Source organism: uncultured Clostridium sp. (genome assembly GCF_910588715.1).
In the GTDB taxonomy this organism is placed as follows: domain Bacteria; phylum Bacillota; class Clostridia; order Clostridiales; family Clostridiaceae; genus Clostridium.
The window spans coordinates 275,245-288,304 of sequence record NZ_CAJURG010000001.1 but is presented as its reverse complement, the minus strand read 5'-3'; the positions used below and the strand labels follow the sequence as shown (position 1 = coordinate 288,304).

11 protein-coding genes are annotated in these 13,060 nt (G+C 25.5%); 1 reads left to right on the top strand and 10 read right to left on the bottom strand.

Annotated features, from left to right (window positions below; translation table 11 throughout):
- Positions 1-13: 13 nt before the first annotated feature.
- Positions 14-2,374 carry a U32 family peptidase gene (locus QZ321_RS01445; RefSeq protein WP_291748795.1) on the bottom strand — a complete coding sequence of 787 codons (2,361 nt, stop codon included), beginning with the start codon at positions 2,372-2,374 and terminating at the stop codon, positions 14-16.
- 150 nt (positions 2,375-2,524) lie between these two features.
- Entirely contained in the window at positions 2,525-3,556 is a 1,032-nt protein-coding gene (gene zapA, locus QZ321_RS01440) for a cell division protein ZapA (protein ID WP_291748800.1), read from the bottom strand.
- Between the two features lie 126 nt (positions 3,557-3,682).
- Here zapA and QZ321_RS01435 point away from each other — a divergent pair, with 126 nt between their 5' ends.
- Complete coding sequence (locus tag QZ321_RS01435; RefSeq protein WP_291748803.1) at positions 3,683-4,594, top strand: radical SAM protein; 912 nt, start codon at positions 3,683-3,685, stop codon at positions 4,592-4,594.
- A 14-nt stretch (positions 4,595-4,608) separates the two neighbouring features.
- Here the strand turns inward: QZ321_RS01435 and QZ321_RS01430 are convergent, their stop codons facing one another.
- The 8 genes from QZ321_RS01430 to fabF form a co-directional block, all read right to left on the bottom strand.
- Positions 4,609-5,136 (bottom strand): hypothetical protein, encoded by a 528-nt coding sequence (locus QZ321_RS01430; RefSeq protein ID WP_291748805.1) that lies wholly within the window; start codon positions 5,134-5,136, stop codon positions 4,609-4,611.
- 187 nt (positions 5,137-5,323) lie between these two features.
- Positions 5,324-7,204, bottom strand: a complete 1,881-nt coding sequence (gene htpG, locus QZ321_RS01425) for a molecular chaperone HtpG (protein WP_291748808.1) — start codon at positions 7,202-7,204, stop codon at positions 5,324-5,326.
- Positions 7,205-7,787: 583 nt separating this feature from the next.
- Positions 7,788-8,594: an acetyl-CoA carboxylase carboxyltransferase subunit alpha gene (locus QZ321_RS01420; protein WP_291742874.1), complete on the bottom strand. Its 807-nt coding sequence runs from the start codon at positions 8,592-8,594 to the stop codon at positions 7,788-7,790.
- Positions 8,572-9,444 (bottom strand): acetyl-CoA carboxylase, carboxyltransferase subunit beta, encoded by an 873-nt coding sequence (gene accD / locus QZ321_RS01415; protein ID WP_291742871.1) that lies wholly within the window; start codon positions 9,442-9,444, stop codon positions 8,572-8,574. The genes QZ321_RS01420 and accD overlap by 23 nt, the downstream gene beginning before the upstream one ends.
- A 12-nt stretch (positions 9,445-9,456) precedes the next feature.
- Entirely contained in the window at positions 9,457-10,800 is a 1,344-nt protein-coding gene (locus QZ321_RS01410) for an acetyl-CoA carboxylase biotin carboxylase subunit (RefSeq protein WP_291742868.1), read from the bottom strand.
- A 19-nt stretch (positions 10,801-10,819) separates the two neighbouring features.
- On the bottom strand, positions 10,820-11,236 hold the full coding sequence (gene fabZ / locus QZ321_RS01405) for a 3-hydroxyacyl-ACP dehydratase FabZ (protein WP_291748811.1): 417 nt from the start codon (positions 11,234-11,236) through the stop codon (positions 10,820-10,822).
- Between the two features lie 92 nt (positions 11,237-11,328).
- Positions 11,329-11,817: an acetyl-CoA carboxylase biotin carboxyl carrier protein gene (gene accB / locus QZ321_RS01400; RefSeq protein ID WP_291742863.1), complete on the bottom strand. Its 489-nt coding sequence runs from the start codon at positions 11,815-11,817 to the stop codon at positions 11,329-11,331.
- Positions 11,818-11,822: 5 nt separating this feature from the next.
- Positions 11,823-13,058 (bottom strand): beta-ketoacyl-ACP synthase II, encoded by a 1,236-nt coding sequence (gene fabF / locus QZ321_RS01395; protein WP_291742859.1) that lies wholly within the window; start codon positions 13,056-13,058, stop codon positions 11,823-11,825.
- Positions 13,059-13,060: the final 2 nt, after the last annotated feature.

Here is a 13,060-nt window from a genome sequence, read left to right as displayed (position 1 = left end):
TCCCCCTCCTTACTTATTCTATTCCTCTTCTAAATTGTCCCTTAGTATAATTACTTTTATCATAAACTTCATTATTTCTATACATATTAATTATTTTTTTTACATCTTCATAACTTTCATCTCTAAAATCAAATCTAAATGTTTTAATTCCAATTTCTTTTAATATACTAATTTCATCAAATAAATTTAAAGGTACTGGATTTAAAATATAGCTTCTACAAAATAAATCTGTCATTACCCTATTTTTTTCGTTTACTCTATCAATAAGAGTAAATTTGTCTCTAGTACAAATAGCATTACACTCTATATTTGTTTTTCTTCCGCCAAATGTACTTCCTATTGGACAGTATTCACTTATCATAAGCTCAGGTTTACCATAAATTACATAAGCATTATTACCCTTATTTCTACGAAGTATATCTTTAATTTCAGTTCTATTAATCTCCATACTTAACGTAGGGATTGTAATTTCTCTTTGATAAAACTCTAAGCTTTGAGAATTCATTATATTTAGTTTATAATCACCAATTATATTAAATGAATTTTTATATACATTAATTAAACCTATGTTAGAAGTTATTATTCCTTTTATATAAGGTTTTGCTTTGTCAATAAATTTACATACTCTATCAAATTCACCCTTTATTATAGATGAGGTTTTAATATATAAGCTTACACTATTGCCTAATGCTTCAAAAGTATTTATCAAATCTGATATTCTAAGAGCTCCAATTTCTCTACTAAATATATCAAAAGCTATATGCTTAACATTACATTCTAATAATGCTTTAAGTTGATCTTTTGTGATACAACTATATATTTCAGGAATATCAATATTATTACTTACCTTGTTAGTTACTAAAGTGCAATCCCTTTTAATTCTATTTCTCCTATATTCTTTACAAATACTTTTAGAAATACCTTCTAATGCTTCTCTTCTTAAATTATTTAAATCAGAAATACGTAAAAATCCATTTTCAAAGTCTGTAAACTTTATAATATCTAACTTAAATGGAATATCACCAGATTTTTTTAAAGATTCTTCAATTCTATCTCTATCTAACGGTTTTTTTTCAGCTTTTTGTACAATTTCACCGTAAAAAGTATATTCCTTATCGTTATACATTACAGTTAATTCAATTGGAGAATCAACTATAAATTTAACTTTTCCTCTTAAAGGAATCTTTTTACTATAAGGCTTAATATAATCCTCTAATTCTTCAAAAAGTTGTTTATTTAAACTTTTAAAAAGCTTATCACCTTTCCTATAATCTATAGGAAAAAGCTTAACTGTATCTCCTATATTTGCACTAGAAACTTCTTTACCATTTAATAAAATTTTACTAACTGAAAATCCTTTATCTTTATACCTAATACCATCGCCTAAGCTTAAACTTTCCTTTAGTGTAATTTCACCAGATTTTTCAACTACTCCTAACGGAATACCAGCATTTTTAGGAGAATTAAAACTCATCATATCCTTACCAGTATTTCCTTTTAAATACGCATTAGTAAATCCACTTCTATTAAAAAGCTGAAGCAATTGTTTCTTACCTTCATTTTCATTGTATTTTTTCTTAAATAAAACTTTATCTACAGCTTTTCTATAATTATCTACAACACCTGCAACATATTCAGGCCTCTTCATTCTTCCTTCTATTTTTAAAGAGTTAGTTCCACTTTCAACTATATCCTTAATATCATCTATAGTACACATATCCTTTGGACTTAATAAATATCCTTTTTGTTCACCAGACTTTTCACCTTTTAATATGTATTCCATTCTACATGGCTGAGCACATCTTCCCCTATTTCCGCTTCTTCCACCTATTATGGAACTCATTAAACACTGTCCAGAATAACTAACACAAATTGCTCCATGAACAAACATCTCAGTTTCTATATTTAGGTCTTTTGATATGTATTTAATCTCATCAATTGTCATTTCCCTAGAAAGTACAACTCTGTGAAATCCTTTTTCCTTAAAGTATATTGCAGCTTCTCCATTATGAATTGTCATTTGTGTAGAAGCATGAAGTTCAAAATCTGGAAATTCTTCTTTAATTCTTTTAAAAAGCCCTAAATCTTGAATAATTAAAGCATCAGCCCCTATTTCATATAAATATCCAACATATCTAACAGCTTCTTCAATTTCGTTTTCTTTTAGTATTGTATTTATTGTTACATAAATTTTAACACCATAGCTATGAGCATAATCAATAGCCTTTTTCATGTTTTCATTATCAAAATTTGATGCATAAGCTCTAGCTGAAAATTTGTTTCCACCAAGATAAACAGCATCTGCCCCCTTATTTATAGCAGCATACAAACTTTCCATACTCCCAGCTGGAGCTAGAACTTCTATTTTATCCATAATAATCTCTCCTAAAATTAATATAGTCTTTTGTTTAAAAATTTATAAATTATTTAATAAGCTAATTTATAATGACTTAATTATTGTTATAACACAAGTGGAATTGTTTTTCTATACTAATTAAGATAAGTCCGCTCATTATGAACAGACTTATCTTAATAATGGATTTTTCTCTCTTTTTTCTACTGCTAAATTAAATTGAGTATCAATAAGTTTTTTTTCTAAATCTAAAACTTTATACTTATAATTTTGTAATTGAAAATTAATATCCTTATTACGTAATCTATAAGCATCTTTTTTCTTTAATGCATCTTTTAACTCTAATTCTAATGAATTAATTTTTGTTTCCATAATACTTTTTTCTTCTAAAGTTTGTTTTTCATTTAATAATTTAAATTCCTTTAATTCAGCTTCTTTAAATTTAATTTTTTCTTTTAATTTAAGTTCATTTTCTTTTAATTCAGAATTTATAGTAGAATAATTATTAATTTTATCTTGGTATGTATGTATTTTTTCTTTAAGGTCATCATTTTCATCACTTAATATAAGATTAATTTCTTGAGCCTTTTCTAATTTCATTATAGCTTCTTCAAATTCTGAAGATAATACTCTATTATTTATTTCATCAGTACAAGTTTTAATTTTCTCTTCAAGTTTAACATTTTCATCTTTTAATGCTACTACACCTTTGTTTAATTCTGTAATTTGTGATTCATTATTAATATTTACTTCATTTAATGCTTTTAATTTTACAGTTAAATCTTCATTTATTGATTTATAATTTTCTAAATCTTTTAATTTAGATTCCATCTCTAAAATAACTGAATTTAATGATTCTATCTCTGCTGTTTTTAATTTTATAGTTTCATCTAACTCATTTTTAAGTTGTTGTAATCTTTCTTTTAATGTTAAATTATGTTCTTCTAATTTTATATTATTTTCTTCAAGAGAATTTTTTTTATTAGTAATATCTTTAATTTCAAAATTACATTTAAAAAGTTCATCAGCAATATTAACAGCAGTAAGAACTGCAGCAGAGCTTGTACTTAATTTTTTATTACTTCCAGAAATTTCTCTTATTTTATTATCTACATAAGCGGCAACCTTAGATAAATATAGTTCATCTTCTTTTCCTCTTAAATTATATTCAATGCCATTTATTACAACTGTTACCGTGTTCATACACTTACACCTCTCAAATTTTTATGATGCCACAATTATAACATATTTGATTTGAAATAACTACAGGTTGCTTTAAATTGATTAATTGAAAAGATACTGATATACTAATTTTTACGAGGTGTTTATATGAATTATATGAAAGTTTTAGAAAATTGCACTTTATGTATTAGAAAGTGTAATGTAAACAGAAATAAAGAAATTAAAGGAATATGTAATAGTAGTAATACTGTTAAAATAGCAAGAGCAGCTTTACATTTTGGGGAAGAGCCATGTATTTCAGGAAAAAAGGGTTCTGGAACAGTATTTTTTTCAAATTGTAATTTAAAATGTGTCTTTTGTCAAAACTATAAAATATCTCATCAAGGTTTCGGTGCAGAAATCACTATAGAAAGATTAGCAGAAATTTTTTTAGAGCTTCAAGATAAAGGAGCAAATAATATAAATTTAGTTACTCCAACTCACTTCGTTCCACAAATAATAGAAGCCTTAAAAGTTGCTAAAAAAAACGGACTAAATTTGCCTATAGTTTATAATACAAATTCATTAGATACATTAGAAACTATAAAATCATTAAATGGATATATAGATATTTATTTACCAGACTTTAAATATTTTGATGATAAATATGCTTTAAAATATTCAAAAATAAAGGGCTATTCAACAAATGCAATAAGTATAATAAATGAAATGATAAATCAAGTAAGAAATCCATTATTTAATAGTGAAGGAATTATGATAAAAGGAGTTATTGTAAGACATCTTTTACTTCCTGGATTATTATTTGACTCTAAAAAAATTATAGATACTATTTATAAAAATTTTGGTGATAATGTTTATATATCATTAATGAATCAATACACTCCCATGTATAATGCTAAAATATATCCTGAAATTAATAAAGCCATTAATGAAAAGCATTATGATTCTATAATTAATTATGCTCTTTCCATAGGGGTTAAAAATGGATTTATTCAAGATTCAGGATCAAGTTCAGAAAAATTTGTACCAAATTTCAACAATGAAGGAGTAATAAAATAAAGGATAGTTTAATATTAAACTATCCCCATTTTACTAATAACTCCATCTATTATTTGTTTTCTTTTTTGAATTAAATATTCACTATAAAAAGCTTCTTGTTCTTCTAAACTAAGTCTATCTAAAATCTCACTATTAATACTACTTAAAACTAATTTATTAATATCAAATCTATAAGCTTTTTTTATTTTATTAGTAATTTCATTATATTCTTCTAATGATTTACTCTTTTTATATTTTCTTATTAATGAATCTAAAGATGTATCATATTTTTTAATTTTATAAACTATTGAATTTAAAGTAATTGATTTATTTTTTAAGAAATAAATTTCATAAGCTTGTTTACATTTAATCAATTCATTAATAGTATATTCAGTATCATAAATATTAAAATTAATAACATCATTATTAAAAACTTTTTCTATTATATAATTTAAAATTTTATTATTATCATCTAATTTTAAATAAAATTTACCGCCTACTATTTCTAATCCTTTTTCTAATTGACTAATTTTTTCTTTTAATTCTCTATCTATAACTTCCATGTATTTCCCTCCAATTATTAAATATAAAAGTTTTCTCTTTAGATTAAATTTAAATATTTTAATTTCTTTTAGCAATGTTGATTATACAAGATTTAATATATGTTTGTAAAATATATTTATAAAATACATAACTATAAATAAAAAAATCTCTTATCAAATAAGAGATTTTTTTAATATTAAATTTAAATTACTTCATTAATTTACATATATCATTTGTAAACTCAACAGGATCAGATACTGATAATCCTTCAATTAATAATGCTTGATTATATAACAGATTAGTATATAAATTTAATTTATCTTTATCATTATAATAAGCATCTTTTAAAGAATTAAACACATTATGGTGAATGTTTATTTCTAATACTTTTTTAGCTTTTACATCTTGATTATTTGGCATTGAATTTAAAACTTTTTCCATTTCAATAGATAAGTCTCCTTCATTTGATAAACAAACAGGATGATTTTTTAATTTATTAGAAATTTTAACTGAACTTACCTTATTATTTAATATATCTTTCATGGCATCAAATAACTTTTTATTTTCTTCATTAGCTGTTTCAGCTTCAGTTTCTTCATCATTAGTATTAATTCCTAAATCACTGCTAGATACAGATTTAAATTCCTTTTCTTTATATTTCATTAACATTTTAATAGCAAATTCATCTATATCATCTGTAAAATATAAAATTTCATAACCTTTATCTAATAAAATTTCAGTTTGAGGCATTTTTTCTATTTTATCAATAGATTCTCCTACAGCATAATAAATATATTTTTGATCTTGAGTCATTCTAGTAATATATTCATCTAAAGTAACCATTTTCTTTTCCTTAGATGAATAAAACATTAATAAATCTTGAAGAACTTCTTTTTCAGAACCAAAATTATCATAAACTCCAAATTTTAATGTTCTTCCAAAGGATTTATAGAACTTTTCATAATTTTCTCTTTCATTTTTAAGCATTTTTTCAAGTTCATTTTTAATTTTATTTTTTATATTTTTAGCAATAAATCTTAACTGTCTATCATGTTGAAGTATTTCTCTAGAAATATTTAATGATAAATCTTCAGAATCAACTATTCCCTTAACAAAACCAAAATAATCAGGAAGAAGATCTGAACATTTATTCATTATCATAACTCCATTAGAATATAGCTCTAATCCTTTTTCATAATCTTTTGAATAGAAATCATAAGGCATATTTTCAGGAATATATAATATTGCATTGTAACTTACAGTTCCATCAACACTTAAATGAATATATTTTAAAGGCATATCAAATCCATAATGCTTTTCTTTATAAAAATTATTATACTCATCTTTAGTTAATTCATTTTTATTTTTTCTCCAAATAGGAACCATACTATTAACTACTCTTTCTTCTATGTAGTCTTCGTACTCACTTTCGCTTCCTTCTTTAAGTTTTTTTTCAGTAAATTCCATTTTAATTGGATATCTAATAAAATCTGAATATTTTTTTATTAAAGATTGAATTTTATATTCATTTAAATATTCATCAAAGTTTTCATCTTCTGTATTAGGTTTTACTTGTAGTATAATATCAGTACCAATTGTATTTTTAGTAGCTGGCTCTATAGTATATCCCTCAACACCAGTAGATTCCCATTTATAAGCTTCATTACTTCCAAAAGTTTTAGTAATTACAGTAACTTTATCAGCTATTAAAAATGATGAATAAAAACCAACTCCAAATTGACCTATTATATCATATCCATCTTTAATTTCATTTTCTTTTTTAAATTGAAGAGATCCACTCTTAGCAATAACCCCTAAGTTATCTTCTAATTCATTTTTAGTCATCCCAATTCCAGTATCGGAAATCTTTATAGTTCTATTTTCTTTATCTATAGAAATCTTAATAAAAAAATCTTCTTTATTGAAATTTATATTATCATCACCTAAAGATTTATAATAAATTTTATCAATAGCATCACTAGCATTAGATATAAGTTCTCTTAAAAAAATCTCTCTATGTGTATAAATTGAATTAATCATTAAATCTAACAATCTTTTAGATTCAGCTTTAAATTGCTTTATTTCCATAAAATACTCTCCTTTAATAATATTTTATTAGCACTCATATCTATCGAGTGCTAAACTCTTAATAATTATTTTACTCTTTTAAATTTTAATGTCAACACATTAAAAATATATTTTAATAAAATTTATTTCAATAATACCTAATAAAATTTACTCATTAAATTTTATCACTATAATAATTTTAATCTTTAAAATATACATATTAAATTATAATTAATAATTTAGAAATAATTCATAGAATCTTATCTTAGATATACCACCTTATACATAAATATAATATATATTAAATATAATATATAACAACAAAAACTCATAATATTCTCCTATAAAAAGGCCCTTTGAATTTTTACTTAATATTTATACAAAGGGCTTATATTTTATAATAACAATAATAGAAATATAGCTATTGAAAAGTTTTCAATTAAAATAATAAAAATTTTTTTAATTTCGTGTATAAAATAAGAAAAATGGTAATAATCTTTAATGTAGATACATTTTTTATGTATTAACTACACATACCTCTGTATAATTACCTTAAAATAAATGAGCAGGAGTTAATCTTACCTGCTCATTTTAAATTTATTTATTAAAATTTTCTAAAACGTAAATATCTTTCCTTTAACAATTCTGTCTTATTTTTATTTTTCAAAATGTTTATTTCTTCTAACAAATTTAACTTAATTTCATTAGCCACAAAATCAATATCATTTTGAGCACCACCAACAGGTTCTTTAATAATTTTTTCAATTATCCCTTTTTCTAATAAATCATAAGAAGTTATTCCCATTATTTCTGCAACTTCTTTAGCTTTTGAAGAATCTTTGAACAATATAGAAGCAAATCCTTCAGGAGATAAAATTGAATATATTGAATTTTCTAAGGCCCATACCCTATCACCACAAGCTAATGCTATGGCACCACCACTACCACCTTCACCAATAATTATAGAAATAATAGGTACTGAAATATTAGATATCTCAAACAAGTTTCTAGCAATAGCCTCACCTTGACCTCTCTCTTCCGCCTCAACACCACAATATGCGCCAGAAGTATTTATAAAACAAATAATAGGTCTATTAAATTTTTCAGCTTGCTTCATTAATCTTAATGCTTTTCTATACCCTTCAGGATATGGGGAACCAAAATTTCTTTCCATATTTTCTTTTAAATTCTTTCCCTTTTGTATACCTATTATAGTGACTGGATAATTTTCTAATAATCCTATTCCGCCAATAATAGATTTATCATCCCTATAATTTCTATCTCCATGTAGCTCAAAAAAATTATTAAATATTAATTTTATATAATCCTCTGCATTAGGTCTTTCAATCATTCTAGCAATTGACAATCTATCCCATGCTTTAATATTTTTATTCAAAGTTCTCACCACCATATTGAGGTTTGTGTAATTTTAATAATAAAGAAAGCTTATTTTTTAGTTCAGATCTATCAACAATATTATCTATAAATCCTTTTTCTAATAAAAATTCTGCACTTTGAAAATCAATAGGTAATTTTTCTTTAATAGTTCCTTCAATAACTCTTCTACCAGCAAATCCTATTAATGTTTTAGGCTCTGCAATAATTATATCACCTAACATAGCAAAACTAGCTGTAACCCCACCAGTTGTAGGATCTGTTAAAACTGTTATATAAAGCAACCCATTTTCACTGTGTCTTGCTAATGCTGAGCTAATTTTAGCCATTTGCATAAGTGAAAGAATTCCTTCCTGCATTCTAGCACCACCAGAAGCTGTAAATATAATTATTGGAAGTTCTTCATCAATTGCCTTTTCTATAGAATAAGTTATTTTTTCTCCAACAACAGTTCCCATACTTCCCATCATAAAATTAGAATCCATTATACAAACTATAGCTTTATTGCCACCTATTTTACATTTCCCAGTTATAACTGCCTCATTAATATTAGAATTTTCTTTATTAATTTTTAATTTATTATCATAACCTGGAAAATCCATCGGATTATTTGATTCTAAACATCTATTAAATTCAAAAAATGTATCTTTATCACAAATTAAATTTACTCTTTCATAAGCATTTAATCTAAAATAATAATTACAATTAGGACATATTTTATAATTTTCCTCTAAATTTTTCTTATATAAAATTTTCCCACAATGATTACATTTAATCCATGCTCCATCTGGAACAACAGGAATATCACTATTATCATCAGCTGGCATATTTATTACGCCATATTGTTTTTTCCTAAAAATACCCATAATTTCACCAACTTATAGATTATATTCATTGCTTATAAAACTTGTATCAAAAGTTCCTAAGCGAAATATATCGTTATTTAAAATATTGATTTGAAAATCTATATTACTTTCTATTCCATCAATAATAAATTCATCTAATGCTCTTAACATTTTATTAATAGCTTCTTCTCTAGTCTTTCCATGAACAATAAGTTTTGCTATCATAGAGTCATAAGTTGGTGGAATAGTATAACCATTATAAACTGCTGTATCAACTCTAATTCCATTCCCACCTGGTATATTTAAAAAACTAATTTTTCCAGGACATGGAGCAAATGATTTATGTGGATTTTCAGCATTTATTCTACATTCAATAGCATGACCTTCTATTTTTATATCATTTTGTGTAAGTTGTAGTTCTTCTCCATTAGCAATTTTTAATTGCTCTTTTACTATATCAACAGAAGTTATCATTTCAGTTACAGGATGTTCAACTTGAATTCTAGTATTCATTTCCATGAAATAAAAATTACTATTTTTATCTACTAAAAATTCAATTGTACCTGCATTAACATAATTAACCGCCTTTGCAGCTTTAATTGCAGCTTCACCCATTTGCTCTCTAAGTTTTTCATTTAAAATATAAGACGGAGCTTCTTCAAGTACTTTTTGATTTCTTCTTTGAATAGTACAATCTCTTTCACCAAGATGAATTATGTTACCAAATTTATCACCTAAAATTTGAAATTCTATATGTCTTGGATTTTCTATAAACTTCTCTATATATACAGAGTCATCTCCAAAATTATTTCTTGCCTCACTTTTTGCAGTAAAAAAGGCATTTTCTAACTCATTTTCATTTCTAACAATTCTTATACCTTTTCCTCCACCGCCTAAAGAAGCCTTAATCATTACAGGATAACCAATCTTATTAGATTCTATTTTAGCATCTTCAATATTTACAATAATACCATTACTACCAGGGATAACTGGAACCCCTGACTTTTTCATTATTTCCCTAGCTATAGATTTATCTCCCATAATATTTATAGTTTCACTACTTGGACCAATGAATTTAATATTACACTCTTCACACATACTTGCAAAACTAGACTTTTCTGATAAAAATCCAAATCCAGGATGAATTGCATTACAGCCTGTTACAACTGCTGCACTTATTATATTACTTTCATTAAGATAAGAATCTTTAGATTTTGAAGTTCCAACACAAATAGCTTCATCTGCAAGCTCTGTATGCATAGCATCTTTATCAATTTCTGAATAAATAGCAACAGTTTTTAATCCAAGCTCTTTACAAGCTCTTATAATTCTTACAGCAATTTCTCCCCTATTGGCAATTAAAACTTTTCTAATCATAAAACACCTCTTTATATTATTAACCTATCATAAAGGTCAATTCTCCTTCACAAACCTTTTTATCTTCAACGTAAGCAATTCCATATCCAATACCAGCCTTACCACGAACTTTAATAAGTTCAACCTCTAATATTAATGTATCTCCAGGAACAACCTTTCTTCTAAATTTAGCATTATTTATTCCAGCAAAATATGCTATCTTACCTTTAAATTCATCTTTACTTAAAAGTGATACAGCTCCGGCTTGTGCTAAAGCTTCTATTATCAAAACACCTGGCATTACAGGCTCAGCTGGAAAATGGCCTTGAAAATATTGCTCATTTGCTGTAACATTTTTTATTGCAATAATTTTATTTTCCTCAACTTTTATCACCTTATCTATTAAAAGAAATGGGTATCTATGAGGAATTATATCCATAATTTCTTTAATATCCATTTAAAAATCCCCTTGAATAATAGATATTTTAATAAATGGCAGCAAAAATTTAAAAATATTTTACCACCACCAATATCTATAATATTTTTTTATTATAAAGAACGTATTTTAAATAGTTCCATTCCAAATTCAACAATTTCTTCATCTTTTCTTAAAACTTCAATAACTTCACCATCAAACTCTGATGTTATTTCATTCATTATCTTCATAGCCTCAACTATACAAAGTACATCACCTTTTTTTACCTTAGAACCAACTTCAACATATGGAGCTTCGCCAGGAGCAGAAGATGAATAATATGTTCCAACTAAAGGAGATTTAACTAAACTTAAATCTTCATTAATAATTTCCTCATTTTTAGAAACAATTTCTTTATCTAAAATATTAATATCTTGCATAGATGAATTAAATTTTTCAGAAGAAGTTATATTATTTGCATTAAAAGTAGTTTCTTTATATAAATAACTTTCATCATTTTTACTAATTTTTAATTTTATATCATTATTCTCTAATTCAAATACTCTTAAAGATGATAAATCTATTTCTTTAATGAGTTCTTTTATTTGGTTAAAATCCAACACCTTAACTACCTCCACTTTTTAAATATAAGAGAGCCATTATGTCCACCAAATCCTAAAGAGTTTGACATTGCATATTCCACATTAACTTCCTTTCCTTCATTAACAACAAGATTCAAATCACAGTCATCATCTTTATTTACATAATTAATTGTTGCTGGAACAAAGTTATCTTGTAATGATTTTATTGAAATAATAGCTTCAATAGCACCTGCTGCACCTAATAAATGACCAGTCATAGATTTTGTAGAACTAACATATGAATTCATATAATAATCTCCTAAAGCTTTCTTTATAGCTAAAGTTTCAACTTTATCATTAATTTCTGTAGAAGTACCATGAGCATTTATATAAGATATATTATCGGGTGTTATATCAGCATCAATTAATGCATCTCTCATAGCTCTATATGCACCATCACCATCCAAACAAGGTGATGTTATATGATAAGCATCACAAGTTGATCCATATCCAACTATCTCTGCATAAATCTTTGCACCTCTTTTTAAAGCACTATCTAAATCTTCTAATATTAGTGATCCTGCACCTTCCCCCATAACAAATCCATTTCTATCCTTATCAAATGGTATTGATGCTCTATTTTTATCTTCACTTTTACTTAATGCTGTAAGTGACTGGAAACCTGAAATACCAAATTCACATATAGATGCTTCAGCACCACCAGTAATAATAATATCTAAATATCCATTCTTTATACTTCTATAAGCTTCTCCAATACAGTGTGTTGAAGTTGCACATGCAGAAGTTAAACTTAATACACTTCCTAAAATTCCATATTTTATTGCAATGGTACCAGATGCAATATTAGATATTGCCATTGGAATAGTAAGAGGTGATACTCTGTTAGGACCCTTAGCAACTAAGTTTCTTATTTGATTTTCAATTGTACAAAGCCCTCCAATTCCAGAGCCAAACATTATTCCAACTCTTTCTTTATTTAAAGTATTAAAATCAAGTTTACTATCCTTAATAGATTCCTCCGCAGCTATAAGAGCAAATTGAGTATATCTATCCATTCTCTTAACTTCTTTTTTATCTATAAATTTACTAGGATCAAAGCTTTTAACTTCAGCTGCCATTTTAACTTTCATGTTTTCAGTATTAAACGAAGAAATCTCATCTATTCCATTTTTTCCACATTTAATTCCTTCCCAAAAACTATCTACATTATTTCCTATTGGAGTTATTGCTCCAACTCCAGTGATTACAACCCTTCTTTTCAAGT